The organism is Marivivens sp. ABH4_498 (assembly GCF_056160585.1).
The window spans coordinates 275,164-293,649 of the sequence record NZ_JBSWXL010000003.1; the positions used below are offsets into that span (position 1 = coordinate 275,164).

Annotated in this window: 22 protein-coding genes; 4 read left to right on the forward strand and 18 right to left on the reverse strand. The window is 56.9% G+C overall.

Annotated elements, in window-relative coordinates:
* Position 1: 1 nt before the first annotated feature.
* The 18 genes from ACXAGA_RS08680 to ACXAGA_RS08765 form a co-directional block, all read right to left on the reverse strand.
* Complete coding sequence (locus tag ACXAGA_RS08680) at positions 2 to 859, reverse strand: hypothetical protein (protein WP_475117087.1); 858 nt, start codon at positions 857 to 859, stop codon at positions 2 to 4.
* 51 nt (positions 860 to 910) lie between these two features.
* Positions 911 to 1,123: a hypothetical protein gene (locus ACXAGA_RS08685; protein ID WP_475117088.1), complete on the reverse strand. Its 213-nt coding sequence runs from the start codon at positions 1,121 to 1,123 to the stop codon at positions 911 to 913.
* Complete coding sequence (locus tag ACXAGA_RS08690; protein ID WP_475117089.1) at positions 1,120 to 2,280, reverse strand: EscU/YscU/HrcU family type III secretion system export apparatus switch protein; 1,161 nt, start codon at positions 2,278 to 2,280, stop codon at positions 1,120 to 1,122. The genes ACXAGA_RS08685 and ACXAGA_RS08690 overlap by 4 nt, the downstream gene beginning before the upstream one ends.
* Complete coding sequence (fliR, locus tag ACXAGA_RS08695) at positions 2,273 to 3,076, reverse strand: flagellar biosynthetic protein FliR (protein ID WP_475117090.1); 804 nt, start codon at positions 3,074 to 3,076, stop codon at positions 2,273 to 2,275. The genes ACXAGA_RS08690 and fliR overlap by 8 nt, the downstream gene beginning before the upstream one ends.
* 5 nt (positions 3,077 to 3,081) lie before the next feature.
* The gene (fliQ, locus tag ACXAGA_RS08700) at positions 3,082 to 3,348 is read right to left on the reverse strand and encodes a flagellar biosynthesis protein FliQ (RefSeq protein ID WP_475117091.1); all 267 of its coding nucleotides are present in this window, start codon (positions 3,346 to 3,348) and stop codon (positions 3,082 to 3,084) included.
* Position 3,349: 1 nt separating this feature from the next.
* Positions 3,350 to 4,087 (reverse strand): flagellar type III secretion system pore protein FliP, encoded by a 738-nt coding sequence (gene fliP / locus ACXAGA_RS08705; protein ID WP_475117092.1) that lies wholly within the window; start codon positions 4,085 to 4,087, stop codon positions 3,350 to 3,352.
* Positions 4,084 to 4,353, reverse strand: coding sequence for a flagellar assembly protein FliO (locus ACXAGA_RS08710; RefSeq protein WP_475117093.1), 270 nt, complete (start codon positions 4,351 to 4,353; stop codon positions 4,084 to 4,086). The genes fliP and ACXAGA_RS08710 overlap by 4 nt, the downstream gene beginning before the upstream one ends.
* 66 nt (positions 4,354 to 4,419) lie before the next feature.
* On the reverse strand, positions 4,420 to 4,704 hold the full coding sequence (fliN, locus tag ACXAGA_RS08715; RefSeq protein WP_086449832.1) for a flagellar motor switch protein FliN: 285 nt from the start codon (positions 4,702 to 4,704) through the stop codon (positions 4,420 to 4,422).
* On the reverse strand, positions 4,694 to 5,689 hold the full coding sequence (gene fliM / locus ACXAGA_RS08720; protein ID WP_475117094.1) for a flagellar motor switch protein FliM: 996 nt from the start codon (positions 5,687 to 5,689) through the stop codon (positions 4,694 to 4,696). Before fliM ends, fliN begins: the two co-directional genes overlap by 11 nt.
* An 11-nt stretch (positions 5,690 to 5,700) precedes the next feature.
* Entirely contained in the window at positions 5,701 to 6,294 is a 594-nt protein-coding gene (locus tag ACXAGA_RS08725) for a flagellar basal body-associated FliL family protein (protein ID WP_475117095.1), read from the reverse strand.
* A gap of 8 nt (positions 6,295 to 6,302) precedes the next feature.
* Complete coding sequence (locus ACXAGA_RS08730; protein ID WP_475117096.1) at positions 6,303 to 7,835, reverse strand: flagellar hook-length control protein FliK; 1,533 nt, start codon at positions 7,833 to 7,835, stop codon at positions 6,303 to 6,305.
* 52 nt (positions 7,836 to 7,887) lie between these two features.
* Positions 7,888 to 8,292 (reverse strand): hypothetical protein, encoded by a 405-nt coding sequence (locus ACXAGA_RS08735; protein ID WP_475117097.1) that lies wholly within the window; start codon positions 8,290 to 8,292, stop codon positions 7,888 to 7,890.
* Positions 8,279 to 9,628 (reverse strand): FliI/YscN family ATPase, encoded by a 1,350-nt coding sequence (locus ACXAGA_RS08740; RefSeq protein WP_475117098.1) that lies wholly within the window; start codon positions 9,626 to 9,628, stop codon positions 8,279 to 8,281. The genes ACXAGA_RS08735 and ACXAGA_RS08740 overlap by 14 nt, the downstream gene beginning before the upstream one ends.
* Entirely contained in the window at positions 9,625 to 10,425 is an 801-nt protein-coding gene (locus ACXAGA_RS08745) for a FliH/SctL family protein (protein WP_475117099.1), read from the reverse strand. The genes ACXAGA_RS08740 and ACXAGA_RS08745 overlap by 4 nt, the downstream gene beginning before the upstream one ends.
* 3 nt (positions 10,426 to 10,428) lie before the next feature.
* Positions 10,429 to 11,433 (reverse strand): flagellar motor switch protein FliG, encoded by a 1,005-nt coding sequence (gene fliG / locus ACXAGA_RS08750; protein WP_475117100.1) that lies wholly within the window; start codon positions 11,431 to 11,433, stop codon positions 10,429 to 10,431.
* Between the two features lies 1 nt (position 11,434).
* The gene (fliF, locus tag ACXAGA_RS08755; RefSeq protein ID WP_475117101.1) at positions 11,435 to 13,126 is read right to left on the reverse strand and encodes a flagellar basal-body MS-ring/collar protein FliF; all 1,692 of its coding nucleotides are present in this window, start codon (positions 13,124 to 13,126) and stop codon (positions 11,435 to 11,437) included.
* 28 nt (positions 13,127 to 13,154) lie between these two features.
* Entirely contained in the window at positions 13,155 to 13,463 is a 309-nt protein-coding gene (fliE, locus tag ACXAGA_RS08760; protein WP_475117102.1) for a flagellar hook-basal body complex protein FliE, read from the reverse strand.
* A gap of 10 nt (positions 13,464 to 13,473) precedes the next feature.
* Entirely contained in the window at positions 13,474 to 14,610 is a 1,137-nt protein-coding gene (locus ACXAGA_RS08765; RefSeq protein WP_475117103.1) for a sigma-54 interaction domain-containing protein, read from the reverse strand.
* Positions 14,611 to 14,970: 360 nt separating this feature from the next.
* On the opposite strand from ACXAGA_RS08765, the gene ACXAGA_RS08770 reads away from it, so the two are divergent.
* The 4 genes from ACXAGA_RS08770 (at position 14,971) to ACXAGA_RS08785 (ending at position 18,478) form a co-directional block, all read left to right on the forward strand.
* Positions 14,971 to 15,279, forward strand: a complete 309-nt coding sequence (locus ACXAGA_RS08770) for a hypothetical protein (RefSeq protein ID WP_086449843.1) — start codon at positions 14,971 to 14,973, stop codon at positions 15,277 to 15,279.
* Between the two features lie 99 nt (positions 15,280 to 15,378).
* Positions 15,379 to 16,581, forward strand: coding sequence for a chemotaxis protein CheA (locus ACXAGA_RS08775; protein WP_475117104.1), 1,203 nt, complete (start codon positions 15,379 to 15,381; stop codon positions 16,579 to 16,581).
* A complete protein-coding gene (locus tag ACXAGA_RS08780) occupies positions 16,578 to 17,390 on the forward strand; it encodes a CheR family methyltransferase (protein ID WP_475117105.1) in 813 nt (270 codons plus the stop codon). Before ACXAGA_RS08775 ends, ACXAGA_RS08780 begins: the two co-directional genes overlap by 4 nt.
* Positions 17,387 to 18,478, forward strand: a complete 1,092-nt coding sequence (locus ACXAGA_RS08785; protein WP_475117106.1) for a protein-glutamate methylesterase/protein-glutamine glutaminase — start codon at positions 17,387 to 17,389, stop codon at positions 18,476 to 18,478. The genes ACXAGA_RS08780 and ACXAGA_RS08785 overlap by 4 nt, the downstream gene beginning before the upstream one ends.
* Positions 18,479 to 18,486: the final 8 nt, after the last annotated feature.

Consider the following 18,486-nt stretch of genomic DNA (forward strand, 5'->3'; position numbering starts at 1 on the left):
TTTACGGAAAGCTGAATGGGTTTGGTTCGGGGGCAGGTCGGGTTGCCGCAGGTCGCGCCGCAGGGCGCGATGATCCAGAGGACGACGACGTTGACCGCGATGCGTTCGATGATGTGCTGCTGGACTGCGTCGCATTGCGCGTGGCCATTGCTGCGGCGGTTTGGGCTTCGGCCATTGCAACACGCAATTCGCCGACCAAAGTCGTCAGTTCGGCCATGGTTTCGGGCGGCATACCTGATGCAGATGCCTGCACCATTCCGGTCAGCGTCAATTCGAGATCCGCAATCGCGCCCATGATATCGTCGCGCATCGTGCCGATCTGACCCGACATTTCGTCGTTCATGCCAGACGCCATTTGCGGCTGGAACCCTGCCATTTCCGCAGCATATCCGGCGACATCCGTTGCCACAGTAGCGATTTCAGTCGACAGGCGGTCGCGCACTTCGCGGACCTCTGCGTTGATTTCGCGGACGATTGTGCCTTGTTGGTTGCCGGCTTGGACAACGACCTCTTCCAATGCGGCGGTTTGCGATAGCAGTTCGGCCAGCAATTGCGCCTGCAGTTCTGCGTTTTCGCGCAGATCGCCGACGGATCGGAAATAGACCAACCCCGACAGGGTCATCGCAACGGCAGCACCTGCAAACGCACCCAACGAAAGAGCGGTCAGTTTTTTGCTGGTCGATTGGACCTTTTCAACGACTTTTTCGTTTTCTGTGCGGATCGCTTCGATGTCGTCGGCGGCATCATCCGCCAGTCGCGCAGCATCCAGCGCCTTGGTCATTGCGTCAGACAATGCGTCTGTTTCGCTGGTTTCTGGCTCTTCGGCTTTGGTGGCGCGTTTGCCTTTGCGGGTTGTCATGTCAATCTCCGGATATCCTTTGTATCCACTACGGCAAAAACCGTGCCATCCTTAGCGGCGCAACCAGTCCGCGAACTGCTGCAATGGGAACCGAATGGCCCCCAAAGCCGACAGAAATGCGCAGATAAACAGCGTGATTTTAGCCAAGGTTGATCCTTGCCAGATCAGGGCCTCGGAGGCGATCCAGACGGCCATGCCAGCGTAAACAAAGGTCGAGATCATTTCCCCCGTTGAACGGGTGCGATATTTGCGGTTGGACATCATTCATCATCTCCTTCCAATGGGCGGCCAAATTCGTTGAAACGCAGTTCGTCCGGCAGATCGACGTCGGGTACGTCGTCGGAATACCCGCCGCGATCTAGGTGGTAGACATAGCCCAACAGGGTCGCGACTGCGGTAAACAGGCGTTCGTCAATTTCCATGCCAATTTGCGTGGTGAAATACAGCGCACGCGCCAACACAGGGATGCGGACGTTCTGGATGCCCGAACTGGCTGCGATGCGGATAATTTCGTGGGCCATGTGGCCTTTGCCCGATGCGATGACCACAGGGGCGGACATTTCGCCCGGAACATAACGCAGCGCCACGGCAAAGTGGGTCGGGTTGGTAACGATTGCAGTGGCTTTGGGAACATCGGCCAAGGCGGCACGTTCGCGGGCGCCACGGCGGGACATTTCCATTTGTTTCTGACGCATTTTGCCTTTGACCTCGGGGTTGCCGTTGGTCTCTTTGGCTTCGTCTTTGACCTCTTTCAGGGTCATCATCAGGCTTTCGCGCATCGAATACATCTGCCAACCCAGATCCAGTGCGCCGATGATCGCCAGAACGACCGAAAGGCCCGCCAGCAAAAGGGTAATGTCCTGCAAAATGACGGACATGGCCGATCCCGCATCGGCCGACGCCAGTTTGTCGATCCGCGGCAACATTCCATACAAAAGGCCAAACGCCACAGCGGCAAGGAACGCGACCTTTAGGATGCTTTTGACCAATTCCACGACGGACTGTTTGGAAAACATCCGTTTGAACCCTGCGATCGGGTTGATTTTGTCAGGTTTGAAACCCAACGCTTTGGGGGCGAACTGAATGCCGCCAATTCCGGCTTGCAGCAGCAAAACAGTCACGCCGACGGGTATGGCCACGATCAGCGAAGCAATCAGAAAATGCCGCCATGCCGTGCCAAGCTGGATCAATACATAGCTGTCCAAATCGGCCCCAGCAGGCACCGCCAGATAGCTGGCCCAAATGCCGCCGATTGTAGATATGCTGTTTTGCAGCAATCCGATCATCAGCGTGCCCATGGCAAGGCTGGCAAAAACGAACATCTCTTTGGATGTGACGACTTTGCCTTCTTCTCGGGCTTTTTCGCGTTTTCGCGCGGTTGGTTCTTCGGTCTTTTCTTGGCCGTCTTCGTTCTCAGCCATTTGCGGCCTCCGTGTATATATCGACCAGCATGTTCAGCCCGTCTTGCAACAGGCGGTCGAACGCATCGGCCGTGCCTGGGACGGTCAGGAACAACAGCACCAGCGTTGCGCTGATGGTGATCGGAAAACCAAAGGAAAATACGTTCAGCTGTGGCGCGGATCGGGTAAAGACACCGACCATCACGTTTAGCAGCAATAGGGTCGCCACCACGGGCAACATGATTTTCATGCCCAGCGTGAACATCTGCATGCCAGCGGTCAGACCGCCCGCGATCAGTGCGGCAGGGTTGGGAATATCCCCCGGTGGCAGATACAGATAGCTGTCCAGAACAATACGAAACGCGACCAGATGGCTGTCGGTTGATACAAAGATCATCAACAGGAACATACCGAAAATCTGTGCGATGACGGGGACTTGGGCGCCAGCGGACGGGTCCATTTGCGCGGCAAAGCCCAAACCGGCGGTGTTTGCGATACGGTCGCCCGCGATTGCGGCAGCGGCAAACAGGATCGTCAGGGTCAAGCCACCAGACAGGCCAATGATCAGTTCGTTCAGGATCAAATGAAATGCGGCCAGTTGCGCGATTTGTTCGGCGGGCGGCACGTCAACGCGGCCCATCAGGGGCAGGGTCAAAACCATGGTCGCCACAATACGGATCGGCAGAGGCACATAGCGGCCGCCAAATCCTGGGCCGGCCAGCAAAAACGCTCCGATCCGTAGGGACAGGAAAAAGAACTGAGTCATCCAGTCGATGATCAGTGTCAGTTCCAAACCTGGGAGGACGGGCGTTTCCATGTCTATCAGTCCATCGATGCGATAGATTCAAAGACAAAGGTGAAATAGTCGGCCATGGTGCTAAGCATGAACCCCGACGACACCGCCATGGTCAGCATGACGATCACCAGTTTGGGCACGAACGACAGGGTCTGTTCGTTGATCGATGTTGCGGCTTGCAGCACACCGATCACCAAACCCACGGCCAATGCGACAGCCAGAACAGGGCCGCCGGTCATCAGCATGTTCCAATAGGCGATGCGCAGGTGTTCGACGTTGGCGTCAAAGTCCATGTTAGCCTCCTAGGCTGTAGGTGGATGCAAGGGATGCGATGGTCAGGGCCCAGCCATCGACCAAAACAAACAGCAATAGTTTGAATGGCAGCGACACCAGAACGGGCGACAGCATCATCATACCAAGGCTCATCAGGATCGACGCGATCACAAGGTCGATCACCAGAAACGGCAGGAAAATCAGGAACCCGATTTGGAACGCCGATTTCAATTCGGACGTCATGTAGGACGGCAGCAGAACCGACCATGGCACGTCTTGGGGGTCTTCGAAGGGGCCGGCGCCGACCATATCGGAAAACATCAGCAGGTCATTCTGGCGGGTGTTTTCGACCAGAAAACCTTTCATAATATCGCCGCCGATCTGGATCGCAGATTCAGGGTCCAGCGCGCCGTCCAGATAGGGGGACAGGGCGGAAGTGTACACTTCGGACAGTATCGGGTTCATGATGTAGAACGTCAAAAATAACGCAAGCGCGATCAAAACCTGATTGGGCGGAGTCTGCTGCGTTCCCATCGCCTGTCGAAGAATTGACAAAACGATGATGATCCGTGTGAAAGCCGTCATTCCCAATACCAAAGACGGCAGAACCGTCAGGGCTGTCATCAGGATCAGGATCTGGAACGACAGCGAATAGGTGGTGCCATCCGCGCCTTCGGTCAGGGATAGGGCTGGCAAACCTTGGGGTAGGGCGGGCGATGCGATCAGGATCAGGAAAAGGGCAGGCAGAATGCGTTTCACGCTGCGTCCTCCGGTTTGGTGATTTCGGTCAGGACGGGCGCTACGCCTTTGGATTTGATGACGAAAAATTCGCGATCATCGACGCGCATGATCATGGCGCGGTCTTGGGGGGAAATCGCTGTCACTTCTTGGACGGTGATGCGTTTGCCTGCGCGGACTTTGGCGCCCAAACCGTGACGGTTTACGCGTACAAACACCCACGCAAGCGCGAGCAGTCCTAAAAACAGGACGATTGTCAGTATCTGATCTGGGCGTATGAAATCCATCGGCAGTCCTTTGGGTTGGTCTGCCGATATTCGTGCAAAAGATGTGCCAGTCTGAACGCGTGCGCGTCAAACGCTTTCGGCACGTTTTTCCGGATCGATGATTTCGCCAACGCGAATGCCGAAACGTTCGCCGACCACCACGACTTCACCTTTGGCGATTGCGGTGCCATTGACCAGAACATCCAGCGGATCACCCGCCAAACGGTCCAGTTCAATGATCGACCCTTCGGACAGGCGCAGCAGGTCGCGAATGGTCAATTCGGTGCGGCCAACTTCGACCGTCAGTTTGACTTCGATTGTTTCAAGTAGTTTCAGACTTTCGGCCGTTTCGACCGTTGCTTCATCCGTCATGGGTGCGGCCTTTCTGTAATTTGGTGGGGTCCAGTTTTTTGGTCAGGTGCAGGGCCGATTTGCCGGTCAGTTCGCCTGCTTGGGCTTCGAACAGGGGCATGCCTTCGATGCGGACCTGTACGCGGTCATCTAGATGCGTTGGGACGATATCCCCGTCTTTGAGCGATTTGAGTTTGCGCAGCGACATGGTGGGTTCAGCCAGCTGGGCGGTGACCTCTAGCGGGATCGACAGGATCGCGCGGGTCAGGCGTTCGCGCCAGGATTTGTCATCCGCCACATAGTCCGATTGCATCCGGCTGCGCAGTTGGCTGGAAATGGGTTTCAGCGTTTGCAGCGGATACAGAATATCGAAACTGGCCGGTTCCAGATCGGGCAACTGCACCATGAACGAACAGTTCACAATCATTTCGTCGCCATCCACAAAGGCGGCGAATTGTAAATTTTCTTCGCGGCTGACCAGATTAAAGGTCAGGGGCATCAGGTCGCGCCACGCAAGCCGCAGCGCCTGAATAAGGTTATCCGACACGATTTCGATCACGCGCTGTTCCGTCGCGGTGAATTCGTTGCGCGTCTGTTTCAGCGACCGGATCGCGCCACCGTAATAGGCGTCCGTCAGCAGCGAAATGAACGACGGAGGAATGACCATCAACTGGTTACCGCGCAGTTCTTCGATGCGGTTGGTCGTCATGGACAGAAATGGGTCTTGGCTGTCGCGATAGTCGTCAAAGTTGCGGATTTCGGGCGGGAACGATGAAATCCGAGGCTGAAACCGCAGCATCGGCATGAAAACCGAACGGGCGATGCGGCAAAAGCGGTCATTGATCATCCGCAGGGCGTGGAATTCGCCCAGCAGCGACAGATCGTCCGATCCAAATTGATAAGATCGATAGGATACGCCATCTTCACCATCTGGCGCATCCAGATCCATCAGGCCGCCGACAAGAGCGGCGACTTCGTTTGATGAAAGTTTACGCGGTGATTTCACTTGTGTGACCCTTATTGCAACACGAACGAGGTAAAGAATACGTCTTCGACGCCGCCGAACCCTTCGAGCCCTTCGAGGCGGGCATTGACGACATTTTTGATAGCCAGCGCCAATTCATCACGGCCTGCGGCTTGGGATACGGTTTCTTCGCTGAAATCGCCCATTAGGTTCAGAATATCGGACCGGATGGCGACCTTGTGGGTTTCGACGTTGGTCATGACCTGTTCGCCGTATTGCGTGGACATACCAATGCCGACCTGCATGTACCGGCGCGATCCCATCAGGTTGGTCGTGAGCGGTTCTTCCATCTGGTAATAGGATGTTTCGAACATCGCGGTTTCTGGCAATTCGCGCGGGATGCGTTCGGGCAGGCCGTCACCTTCGCCCTCTCCTTCGCCTTCGGCGGCTTCGCCTTCGGTTTCGGGTTCAGGGGCAAGCAGCGACAGCGCGTTCTGCGCAGGCGACATCGGGTTGGCGAAATAGAACCATCCGCCAGCAAACCCAACACCAACCAGAATGGCGGCGATAACCAGCCGCACGATCAGTTTGATGATCTTGCTGACAATACCGGGTTCTTTTGGTGCGTCTTCGGTTGCGTCGGCCATTTTGGTCCTCAGGCGATCAGATTAACAAGGCTACTAGATAGTTTTACGGGGCGGGCAGGGGCATCGTTGCTGTCGCCCGATTGGCCATTGGCGAACCCATGACCGTTCTGGCCCTGACCTTGGCCACCATTGCCATCACGGCGTTGGCCGGTGCTGGCATCTTGGCTGGATAGGGTCAGGCCGTTTTTAGACATCATTTCGCTTAGCCGCTGTTCGTTTTGGTTAAACAGCTTTGCGGCTTCTGATGTGTCGGTCACGATCGTGACTTGCGCCACGCCATCGCGGACCTCCATTCGGATGCGCAACCCGCCCAAAGTTTCGGGCGTCAGCGCGATATCAATATCACCGCCGTTTTCGGTAAAGCTGGCTTCGATCTGGTTTGTCAGATCCTCCATCCAGGTTTCCTGAGTCGTGTCGATCGGCGCAGTTTCGGTCTGCGTTTCATTGATCGGTTCACCTGTTGCTTCGGTCAGCTCGATAGGTTGGCCCGATGCGTCAACGGTTTGTGGCTGGGCTGGCTGGGCGGCCTGAACTTTGGTCGCTTCGGCCAGCATGTTTTCGAATTTTGCCGTCGGTATGGCCGTGTTCGTCATGGCCGCGCCCATTTGGGACGGACGCAGGGCGCCCCGACGTTTGGTTGGGGACACGTCGATTGCGTCACCGCCATCACTATCCGCCGAACTGTCGGCGTCTGAATTTATTTGCGATGCAGGTCCAATCTGTGGTTGGGGGGTCTCAGATGGATTTGATTGGGCCTGCATCGCGCCCACCGGCGTTTTTGCCACACCCGAAGGTGCCGCAGAACGCACTGCAACCGGTTTCGACGCTTTGCCAGATGTCTGGGGCGCTGTTGCCTCTGCTTGCGCATAGGCTGCGACAATCTGGGCTGGTTGCTGTTGGGATTCGATAGGTTGTTTTTGCTGGGCCAGCGGGATCTGGGCCGCGTTGGTTGCCGCGGTTGGGTCTGTCGCTGCGTCGGCCACGACGTCGTCGCCGTTTTCTGTCGCCACATCGGCCTGCGCGGCGGCCATCGCAACAGGGGCCGCAACCACCGCAGCAACGGCAATTTCAGGATTTTCGACGCTGGCTGTGATTTCGGTGGTTTCGGTCAGGTCCGTTCCGTCCGCAACGGGTTCGGCGCTATCGGGTGCCTGTCCGGGAATGACTTGCGGCTGGTCCATGGTTTGGCCGACGATTTTGACGGGCAGATTCACATTGGCCGCCGAGCGATTGAAAAGAGCGGGGTCAAAGTCTGCCTCGGCCTCTTGGGATTCCAAAAGGGCCAGAATTTCGGGCATCTCGGTTGGTAATGCATCGCCATCTGTCAAAGGCGACCCATTGGCCAAATCGAATTCGGTCAGACCTTCGGCCAGCGTGGGGATACCGAACAGATCGGCGGATTCACCCGTGTCCCCCACAGGTGCGACGGTCGCCATCAGGCGATCAAACAGGGCTGTTTGGCTGCTTGCTTTGCCAGCTTTGCCAGCGGCGGCAGGTACAAGGCTGTTTGTTTTTGACTCAGCTATGTTGATCGGTTCCATGGTAAGCCTTTTTTCAATCGCTTCACGGCAGTGATTGCAAAGTTTGTGCCAACTATCGGCGCGGGACGGGGCGCGATGCCATTTCGCGTGCTTCGCGTTCGTCGGCTTCTTCTGCGCGGGCCTTTGCGGCAGCGTTTACAAGGTACTGCGCCTTGTAATCTTGCCGTGCGAATTCCGTACGGGACTGTTCCAGTTTTTTGGAAAGTTCGACCTTGCGTTCGGATTGCACGGCGGCTTCGGCTGCGATTTTGGTATTCAGTGATGACGCACTGCGCAATTGCGCCGCTAGAACGGGGCCTTTGACCTGACGTTCATCCAAAATGCTGCGCAAACGTTCAGACAGCATTTCGGCCTGACTATGCGCCGTCGTGATCTGACGCAGTTCGCGCATTTTTTCGGCTTTTACGGCGGCCTCTTTTTTGGCCATCAGCGTGTATAGGTCACTACGGTTGCGCATTTGCGGTTCCTGCTGGTGTGGTTAGAGCGATCGCGGCTTCGACGCTTTGTGCGTAGGGCGATGGGTCGTGCGGGTCTTGGCGGATCAGGGCTTGCATTGCGGGCCATAGGCGGACGGCTTCGTCCAGATCGGGGTCTTGGCCCGGGGTGTAGCCGCCCATCAGCATCAGGTCGCGGTTGTCCATGTATAGCGAAATCAGCTGGCGAATACGTGCGCCGGCGGTTCGATGTTCCGGGGTGACAACATCGTTCATCACGCGGCTGATCGACTGCGGAATATCAACAGCAGGATACAGACCCATCTGAGTCTGGCGACGGGACAGCACGATGTGACCGTCCAAAATTGCGCGGGCGGTATCGACCACGGGGTCGTTCGTTGTGTCGTCGCCATCGGCCAGAACAGTATAGATCGCGGTAATCGCCCCTTGTCCCGGTAACCCAGGGCCGGTGCGTTCGATCAAATTCGGGATCATCGATACGACCGAAGGCGGGTACCCTTTGGCGGTGGGCTGTTCGCCCAATGCCAGACCGATTTCGCGCTGCGCGTGGGCAACACGGGTCAGGCTGTCCATAATCAGCAGAACCTGTTTGCCCTTTGAGCGAAAATATTCGGCAATCGCAGTTGCGCGGCGCGCGGCGCGTAGGCGCAGCAACGGGGAACGGTCAGCGGGCACAGCGACCATGCACAGTTTATTGGCAGCTTCGCCACCCATTAGACTGCGGGCAAAAGCGCCGACTTCGCGCGCGCGTTCCCCGATCAGGCCGACAACAACAACGTCGGCTTCGGTAAAGCGGGTCATCATTTCGATCAGCACGGATTTACCCACGCCAGATCCCGCGACAATGCCGACACGCTGGCCTTGGCCGACGGTGAGGCATGCATTCAGAATGCGCACGCCCACGTCCAACGGTTTGGTCACGCCTGTGCGGGCCAGCGGGTTCATCACTTTGCCCGCTAGGGGCCATTCGTCGGTGCAAAACGGTTCGGGGCGATCGTCTAAGGGGTTACCTTCGGCGTCAATCACGCGGCCCAATAACGCATCGCCGACGGCCACCATACGTCCGCCATTGCGCAACCGCACAGACGCCCCCGCGATAATCGCAGCACCGGGCGTGTCGAGAAACACAAGGTTACGGCCATCGGCGAAACCAATGATTTCGCCCTGCACGGTGTCACCTGTTTCAGCGTCAATTTCGCACAGCGCACCCGGCGTTGCAGGAAAGCCAGATGTTTCCACGATCAGGCCGTCATATTTCAGAACGCGGCCCGTGATGTGGGTCGACATCGCATCAGCGTTCGCAACGCGACCCGCGATTTGTTGGATCAGAGGGTTCATGTGTCCGACCCCGATGATTTTTTCGCAGAGGGTTTCGCCGTTGGCGCGCGACTGCTGTTTTCCGCAGCGGATTTTTCATTCGCAGGCTGAGCGGTCAGATCGTTTGGCGCGATCACATCCTCTAGCCGTACAGCGTCTGACCGCACGATCACATCGCCGCGCCCCAAAGCCAGATCAATCGACAGCATGTCGGGATCAATGGTTTCGCTGGTGCCGATGTAGGGTTCGATTGCCGCAAAATCGCCGGGGTTCAGGCGGATTTTAACGGAACGGATACCTTGGGACACGCGGTCTGCGATGGATTCGATCCGCGTTAGAAAGGGCAGAGGCATGATGTCGATTTCCATGCCCGCGCGTTCGCTGGCCAAACGGCGGATCGCAATGTCCAGCGTGCTGACAATCTGGGCGCTGTCTTCGGGGTGTAGTTCGGACAGACGCGCAATGGCGCGTTCGAACGCGGCTTTGGCTTCGTTTAGCTGGGCGCGTTCATCATTGATTTCGCCTTCTAGCCGCGCACGTTCTTCGGCGATGCCTTCGGCCTTTGCGGCGGCGCGGGCAGCGGCGATGCGGTGTTCAACCTCGGCCTCTGGGATGCCGGGTGCCAGCGCTTCGGTGACGGGGGCGATGTTGTCCGCGTCTTCGATAACTGTCGCGCTGTCGGCGATGGTTTTGGCCGCGAATTTGGACGCATCGGCCGGTTCGCGAAAATTGCGTTCGACAAATCCCTGTTCCGCGTTCGAGCGGATCATTTCCAAAATATCGGCAGGGCGGATTTTGCGTGGTTCTGGCTGGGTCATGGGTTACACCATCTGTTCGCCGCCACGGCCTGCCAGCACGATTGTGCCTTCGTCGGCCATGCGCCGCGCAACAGCGACGATTTGTTTCTGTGCTTCTTGCACTTCGGTCAGGCGCACTGGGCCCATTGCCTCCATTTCGTCGCGGATGTTCGCGGCGGCGCGGGTGGACATACAGGACAGCAATTTCGCTTGCAGTTCTTCGTCGGCACCTTTCAGCGCCAGAACCAGCAGTTCGGCATCGACCGAACGCATCAGAGTCTGCATCGAACGGTCGTCGGATTTGATCAGGTTGTCGAAGACGAACATGTTGTCTTCGATCGACTGCATCAGTGTTTTGTCTTCTTTGCGCAGGTTGCCCAGAATACGCTGTTCCATGTCCGAACGGGTAAAGTTCAGGATGCGAGCCGCCGCTTTGACGCCGCCGATTTGGCTGGCGCGCATGGTGGACGACTGTTTGAATTTGCGCTGCATGACCTGTTCCAGATCTTTTAGCGGTTCAGGCTGGACTGTGTTCAGGGCTGCGATGCGGTGGACCAGATCGCCCTGCAATTCGTCGGGCAGCAGGCCCAAAACTTCGGCCGCTAGACCATAATCCAGACAGGCAATAACCAGCGCCATAATCTGCGGGTGTTCATCCGCGATCAGTTCGGCGATGGCGCGGGCGTCCATCCAATCCAGAATTTCAATCGGTTTGTTGGTGTCCAGCGGGTTGATCCGCGACAGAACGGACTGGGCTTTGTCGTCGCCCAACGCTTCGGTCATGATGTTCTGGATATAATTGGGCGCACCCAGACCAATGCCGGATTCCTTGCGCAGGGCGATCAGGAATTCTTCGATGATTTCGTCCAGCGTATCATTGTCGATATCATTGACCTGATACATGGCCGAACCCAGATGCTGCACTTCGCGCGGGGCAAGGTTGCGTAGGATGTCTGCGGCGGCTTTTTCGCCGAACAGCATCATCAGAACAGCGGCCTTTTGGGTTTTGGTGACTGAAGGTGTTGCCATGTTACGATACCTGGTCGATTTCGTCGGACATCATACGGTGCAGAACCGATGCGATACGTGCGGGGTCTTCGGCAGCGAGCTGTCGCATGACTTCGAATTTTTCGTCACGGCTCACATCGTTGCCAATGGCGGCTTCGGCCAATTCCATGCGGCGGCTGTTCAGGCGTTTCTGGACGTCTGTCAGGCTTTCGCCTTCGCCGACTTCGATTGCGGTGGAGCCCATTGGTTGGGCCGCTTCGATTGCGGTGTTGGCAGGCACTAGGACGCGATCCAGAATTGGACGGACCACACCCAGACCGATCACAGCCAGCGCAACGACAATGGCGACTTGGCGCAGAACATCTGGCAACCACGTGACGCTTTTGATCGGGGAACCAGAGGCGATTTCCATTGGCTGGAACGATTGCGCCATGACGGTCACGCTGTCACCGCGTTCTGCGTTGAACCCAATCGCGCTGCGGGCCAGTTGTTCTAGGCTGGTCAGATCGGGGCCGGATGCGCCTTCTTCGCCTTCGGCAGCGGGTTCGGCATGGACCAGCACGGCGGCGCTGATGCGAACGACACGTGCGCCGGGGGCTTGGGTTGCGGTGACGGTGCGGCTGACTTCGTAGTTGCGAGTGGTCGAGGTCGAACGATTGGTCGGACCTGTTGTTTCTGTCGCTGCGGTCGCTTCTTCATCGGTCAAGGTTTGCAATGCTGCTTCGGGTGGCGGGGCGTTGGATACCGCACCCGGAATGCCGCGCGCTTGTCCCTCTGAACTTTCGGACAGGGATTCTTGTTCCGACAGAACGACCGAACCGTTTGGATCCAGCATTTCCGATGTGGTTTCCATGCGGGTGAAATCCATTTCAACGGTGACCTGCACAGACATGTTGTCAGGGCCGACAACAGGGGCCAGCAGCGATTCAATGCGATTGCGGTACAGGCCTTCTAATTGGACGCGGTGTTCCAATTCACGGTCCGACAGCATCAGACCGGTTTCATCTGCGCCGCGCGACAACAGGCGGCCCATTTGGTCAACGACGGTCACATCCTGACGGGCCATGCCCGGAACAGAGGACGACACCAGATTGACGATGGCATCAACCTGACCACGGTCCAGCGAACGGCCAGCAGCCAGTTGCAGGAAAACCGACGCGCGGGGCGGGGCGGTGTCGCGCAGAAACGCAGAACGTTCAGGCAAAGCCAAATGAACGCGGGCGCCTTGCACGATGCCGATTTCGGAAATGGAACGGGCCAGATCGTATTCTTGGGCCTGACGCAGACGCGCGCCTTCGACGCTGCGGGATGCGCCCATCGGCAGGTCGGTGATCATGTCGCCGCCTGTTGGCACGCTTTGTGGCAGGCCAGCGGATGCCAGTGCCATACGGGCCGAATAATAATCTTTGGACGCGACCATTACATCGCCGGTGCCGTTGTCGATGGTGACGTCAATGCCGGTGGCGCGCAGGGTTTCGACGACCTGGGATTTGTCGTTTTCGGCCATGCCCGGATACAGCGCAGTACGCGATGGTTCGGACAACAGCGCCCAAGCCAGAAACCCGACAACCAGCATGGCAACGATCATGATCGCAGGCATGGCGCGTTGGATGGCTGGTTGCCGCATCATGACTGCGACGTTCGACAGCGCACCGCTGGCCGTTGCCGCGAGTGAACGGTTCTGATCGGTTGGGTTGGTATTTGCCACAGACATTTATGTTCGCCTTAAACGGGGGCGGTCGTTAGACCGGCATGTTCATGATGTCGCGATACGCGGACAAAGCTTTGTTGCGGACCTGAAGCGTCAGCTGCATCGACAGTGATGAAACCTGTTGGTCGACCATCACGGATGCCAGATCATTTTCAGTTCCCAATTCGAACGCGGTTGCGCTGGCGCGCGCTTGGGCTTGGGCTTCGTTCAGGTCATCGACTGCGCCTTTGATCCGTTCGCCGAAATCGGGACCGTTCGATGCAGGCGTTTGGGCTTCGGCTTTGGCCGATTGCAGCGCCTGTAGCGGGGATGGGACGGAATTGATGCCAGAGATGCTCATTGGTCAGTCCTTAGACAGCGTGTGCCATTTCGGGCAGAACCAGCGTTTCGCCTGCGTCGATGATCAGATCGTCTGCGGTGATACGGCTGTCTTCGCACAGGACCAGCGCGCGCTGGATCACGTTTTCCAATTCGCGAACGTTGCCCGGCCATGCGTGCGCCTGCAGCGCAGCCATTGCGTCAGGGGTAATCATTGGCAGCGCCATATCCGACGGGCAGTGGCGCGCAGCCAGAACCATCGCCAGAACGGGCACGTCTTCGGTGCGCATGTTCAGCGCTTGGGTTGCCAGTGGGAATACGTTTAGACGGTAGTACAGGTCTTCGCGGAAGTTACCCAGTTTCACCTCTTGCGGCATGTTGCGGTTCGATGTGGCAACAACGCGGATGTCTACTGGGACTTCTTTTTGCGAACCGATCGGGGTGACGGACCGTTCTTGCAACACGCGCAGCAGTTTCGATTGCAGGCCCATCGGCATTTCCGACACTTCGTCCAGCAGCAAGGTGCCGCCGTCGGCTGCGCGAATGATACCTTTGTTGCCGGTCGATGCGCCGGTAAAGGCACCTTTTTCGTGACCGAACAAAATGGCTTCTAGCATGTTTTCAGGGATCGCTGCGCAGTTAATGGCAACGAATGGCGCGTCCGCGCGGCGGGACGATGCGTGGATCTGGCGGGCCAGAACCTCTTTGCCGGAACCGGTTGGACCGTTGATAAAGACTGTTACGTCTGTTTTCGCAACGCGGCGGGCCAGATCAATCAGTTTGCCGGTGGATGCGGTTGCCAGCGCCATTGCGCCAACGGTGCCGCCAACAACATTCGCCAGCGTCAGCAGCGGCGCATTATGTAGTGTCGGCGCGTCCGAGGCAGGCAGAGCGATACGGATCAGACGACCACCCATTTCCTGTGTCTCGGTGTAAAAGCCTGCATTCTCTGCCACGATGATGACGGTCTTGGCGCCGCATTTACGTACAGTGTCGATTAGCCCGCGGGTGCCGCCCAGTTTCGCTTCGGTCGCGGCAGAGGCAACAACAACCTCGGCTTCGGCGCCTTCGATTGGGCCACATACAGAAGTCACGCGTCGACGCAGCAGCAGATCATTTAGGGCGGGGCCTGCGGTGAAATCGTCTGCGATGATGTGGATCTGCGTCATTTGCTGTCTCCTTGTTTCGGGTTCGAAACTGGAAAAGCAGGGACCGTGCCAACTTGATTCAAAAAAATGAAAAAAAATTTAAAACCCCACTAAAATGGGGAAATTAACTGCCGTTGATGGGGGTGCAGGACCAAGATGTCGGGAATCCGTCTGTTGTCAAAGACAGGATTCAGGCGGTCGGTCTTTTTCTGACACTTCTTTTGGGCAGGTACGGAATTCCAACCGTATGGTTTGGTATTCCGATTGGTGAAAAACCACGGTTTTTCAACGTTTTTTACAAATACATACTTTAGGATACATCACATTTCGGCAGTTTGCTCCGTTCACAATCCCGAGACACTCGAAGGACCAGGGGCCGACATGCTTTCTAAAACATACCACCTAAAGTTCCCTAATCTTGATGCAGCACAAGTGGCAGCGCCATTTGTGATCGAGGCAATGGGTAATGCCATTCCTAGCTGCAACTTGAATGGGCTGAATGTTGTCATTTCGAAAGAAGGTGACGTCGCTATCAACGTATTCTTTGGAAACGTCGGTGATTTGAAATCGTTCGAGAAACAGCACGGCGGTTTCTTAGACTCTATGAAAAAGACGTTCTTGTTCAAATCCACCGGATTTGACGGCGTCTGTATCTACAACTTTGAACGCGGAGACGACGAGGCCGCGTAAAACCCTGTTCGGGTTGGCCCGCCTTTTGCAAGAGGCGGGGCGGATATGCCTCGGGTTCCTAGCGGGATCATTGTTAAGTTGTAATCAAGGACACGACGAATGAGCGCACAAGCAGAGACGACGAATGATACCGGACTGGTCCGGGTGTCGTCCGAAAAAATTGGTCGGCTTATGGATCTGGTCGGGGAATTGTCCCTATCGGTTTCCGAAACAGTGCATTCCCCTGATCTACAGGGGTTGGATCTGGCGTCGTTTGACGCAGCCGTACACCGATTGACGATGATCGTGCGCGAAGTTCAGGACGTGGCGACCGAATTGCGTCTGGTTCCGATGGACGACGTGTTCAAACGTTTGCGCCGTATGATCCGCGAATTGGAACGTCAGACCGGCAAAAAAATCGATCTGGTGATCGAAGGTGGCGATACCGCGATCGATAAAATGGTTGCCGACAAACTGTACGATCCATTGCTTCACGTCATTCGTAACTCTGCTGACCACGGTCTAGAGGGCCAAGAGGAACGCGTTGAAAACGGCAAAGACGCCAAAGGCCGTATCCTTCTGTCTGCATCGCAAATCGGATCAGAGGTCCGTATCGTTGTCGAAGATGACGGTCGGGGTTTGAACCGAAACAAAATCCTTGGCAAAGCGCGCGAGCGTGGGTTCTTTGGTCCCGAGGAAGAGCCAGAACCCTCGATGCTGTGGCGCGTGATTTTCGAACCTGGTTTTTCGACCGCCGATACCGTCAGCAATCTGTCGGGCCGCGGCGTAGGTATGGACGTTCTGAACAGCACCATGACGTCGCTGCGCGGCCGTATCACGGTAGACAGCTGGGAAAACAAAGGCACGCGGGTTGCTCTGTTTATCCCTGTGTCGCTGGCTTTCTTGGATTGTATCATCCTGCGTCTGGGCAAAACACTGTTCGCTGTTCCTATCGACGTGGTGTCCGAAATTGCACGCCCCGAAGGCGACGAGCTGATGAATGTATCGGCTGACAGCAAACGCGAGCTGCTGAAATTGCGTGGGTCGATGATCCCGATTGTGCGGCTGGATCAATTTTTCAACGAAGTGGATGCGGACGCTGAACGCAAACCCGTGCCGCCCATCTTGGTTGTGTTCAACACGGCGACAGGATCGATCGCGATCCCCGTCGACGAAGTTTTGGACCGTCAGCAGGTGGTTATGAAACCTCTGGTCGGACGGCTTGCTTCGGTCCGCGCCAGCTGGGGCTGCGCATTGCTGGGAACAGGCGAAGTCGCGCTGGTTCTTGATTGTGAACGTCTGGCATCCGGAGCAGCAAAATGATGCACGAAGAAGTCGGTTTCGAACAAATCCGTACATGGCTGAACCAGCGATGTGGGATCAATTACACGGACCAGAAAAAAGATTTGTTGCTACAGCGTCTGGGGCGCGTTCAGCGGTCATTCGGCATCGACCGTCTGGCAGATATGTCGCGTCGGCTGAACGACAGCCAAGAACACGATCTGCAATTGGCCGTCATGCACGCCGCATCGACCAACCACACATATTTTTTCCGCGAACAGGACGTTCTGGATAAATTCCGCGACACCATTTTGCCGACCATCGCGAACCGCAACGAAATTCGCATTTGGTCTGCGGCCTGTTCGTCGGGCGACGAAGCGTACACTCTGGCTATCATCATCGCCGAAGCGTTGGGCATGGATGCGCTGCGCCGCGTGTCGATTTTGGGCACAGATATTTCCGCGCCGGTTGTTGAACGCGCCGAGGAAGGCATCTTTGGTGCGCGGCAGCTGGAACAGGTGCCGCACGAATACCTGCAGAAATATTTCAAACCCATCGGCATGGGCCAGTATCAGGTGATCGACGCAATTCGGAACCGTTGCACGTTCCGTCGTCTGAACCTTATGACGCGGCCTTATCCGTTCAAAAATGACTTCCAAGTCGTTTTTTGCCGCAACATTCTGTACTATTTTGACATCAAAGATCAGTCGGCAACGGTCGATGCGATCTATGATGTAACCGAACCGAACGGTTGGTTGATCACATCCGTGACCGAAAGCGTACGCGATTTGTCCACCCGTTGGACCCCCGTCGGCACAAGCATGAGCCGCCGCCCCGGGAGCGCGGCATGAGTGTGAAACGTAAAATCCGCGTTTTGATTGTCGACGACAGTGCGATGATCCGCCGTGTTTTGGCGATGGGCATCGAACGCGATCCGGAACTAGAGGTGGTTGGTTTTGCGTCAAATGGGGAACAAGCGTTCGACATGATGACCCGCCTGCGCCCTGACGTGATTACGCTGGATCTGGAAATGCCGAACATGGACGGTCTGACGTTCATGCGCAGCTACATGAAAACGCGCCCCGTCCCGACGGTCGTTATTTCGTCGGCAACGACCGAAAACCGCAGTATCGCGTTTCAGGCGGTCGAAGCGGGCGCGGTTGATATCATCAGCAAACCTAAAATGGGCACCAACGCGGGCCTTGCGGGGATGATGGTCGATGTTTGTAGCCGCCTGAAAGAGGCCGCAACGTCGCGCCCCGGTGTAGACCGCGCAAAGATCCTGAACAAAGCTGTCAGTGGCAACGCCGCATTCGAAGTGCCGCGCGGCCGCGCCAGCGGCTGGATACACGCAATTGGCGCGTCAACGGGCGGCATTCAGGCGCTAAGTTCGATGTTGCCTTTGTTCCCTGCGGAATCCCCCGGCATTGTGATCGTTCAGCACATGCCAGAAGGTTTCACAGCATCGTTTGCCGGTCGTCTGGATACCATCTGCCCGATGGAAGTCCGCGAAGCGCGCGATGGCGATGTGGTGCAGCCGGGCCGTATTTTGCTGGCTCCGGGCGGCAACAAACACATGATTTTGCTGAAACACGGCGTAGGCTACCGCGTTGCGCTGATTGACGGCGAACCTGTGTGTTATTCGCGCCCAGCGGTAGACGTGTTGTTCAAATCCGTTGCGAAACTGGCGGGCCGCCGGTGTTCTGCTGCGATCCTGACCGGCATGGGCCGCGACGGCGCCGAAGGCATGTTGGAAATCCGCAAAGCAGGCGGCGCGACATTCGCCCAGAACGAAGAATCCTGTGTTGTCTACGGCATGCCGCAGGCCGCGCATAACATGGGGGCGACTGATACGCTCCTGCCTCTTGAAACCATTCCGTCGAAAATGACCGAAGCCATGGCGCCGTCCGATACCCGGTCGCGCGCACCAAAGTTGTAACCGCGAGG

Coding starts and splice junctions, on each gene's coding strand:
- ACXAGA_RS08680 (WP_475117087.1), bottom strand. CDS start 859: ATGACAACCCGCAAAGGCAAACGCGCCACCAAAGCCGAAGAGCCAGAA.
- ACXAGA_RS08685 (WP_475117088.1), bottom strand. CDS start 1,123: ATGATGTCCAACCGCAAATATCGCACCCGTTCAACGGGGGAAATGATC.
- ACXAGA_RS08690 (WP_475117089.1), bottom strand. CDS start 2,280: ATGGCTGAGAACGAAGACGGCCAAGAAAAGACCGAAGAACCAACCGCG.
- fliR (WP_475117090.1), bottom strand. CDS start 3,076: ATGGAAACGCCCGTCCTCCCAGGTTTGGAACTGACACTGATCATCGAC.
- fliQ (WP_475117091.1), bottom strand. CDS start 3,348: ATGGACTTTGACGCCAACGTCGAACACCTGCGCATCGCCTATTGGAAC.
- ACXAGA_RS08710 (WP_475117093.1), bottom strand. CDS start 4,353: ATGGATTTCATACGCCCAGATCAGATACTGACAATCGTCCTGTTTTTA.
- fliN (WP_086449832.1), bottom strand. CDS start 4,704: ATGACGGATGAAGCAACGGTCGAAACGGCCGAAAGTCTGAAACTACTT.
- ACXAGA_RS08725 (WP_475117095.1), bottom strand. CDS start 6,294: ATGGCCGACGCAACCGAAGACGCACCAAAAGAACCCGGTATTGTCAGC.
- ACXAGA_RS08730 (WP_475117096.1), bottom strand. CDS start 7,835: ATGGAACCGATCAACATAGCTGAGTCAAAAACAAACAGCCTTGTACCT.
- ACXAGA_RS08735 (WP_475117097.1), bottom strand. CDS start 8,292: ATGCGCAACCGTAGTGACCTATACACGCTGATGGCCAAAAAAGAGGCC.
- ACXAGA_RS08740 (WP_475117098.1), bottom strand. CDS start 9,628: ATGAACCCTCTGATCCAACAAATCGCGGGTCGCGTTGCGAACGCTGAT.
- ACXAGA_RS08745 (WP_475117099.1), bottom strand. CDS start 10,425: ATGACCCAGCCAGAACCACGCAAAATCCGCCCTGCCGATATTTTGGAA.
- fliG (WP_475117100.1), bottom strand. CDS start 11,433: ATGGCAACACCTTCAGTCACCAAAACCCAAAAGGCCGCTGTTCTGATG.
- fliF (WP_475117101.1), bottom strand. CDS start 13,126: ATGTCTGTGGCAAATACCAACCCAACCGATCAGAACCGTTCACTCGCG.
- fliE (WP_475117102.1), bottom strand. CDS start 13,463: ATGAGCATCTCTGGCATCAATTCCGTCCCATCCCCGCTACAGGCGCTG.
- ACXAGA_RS08765 (WP_475117103.1), bottom strand. CDS start 14,610: ATGACGCAGATCCACATCATCGCAGACGATTTCACCGCAGGCCCCGCC.
- ACXAGA_RS08770 (WP_086449843.1), top strand. CDS start 14,971: ATGCTTTCTAAAACATACCACCTAAAGTTCCCTAATCTTGATGCAGCA.
- ACXAGA_RS08775 (WP_475117104.1), top strand. CDS start 15,379: ATGAGCGCACAAGCAGAGACGACGAATGATACCGGACTGGTCCGGGTG.
- ACXAGA_RS08780 (WP_475117105.1), top strand. CDS start 16,578: ATGATGCACGAAGAAGTCGGTTTCGAACAAATCCGTACATGGCTGAAC.
- ACXAGA_RS08785 (WP_475117106.1), top strand. CDS start 17,387: ATGAGTGTGAAACGTAAAATCCGCGTTTTGATTGTCGACGACAGTGCG.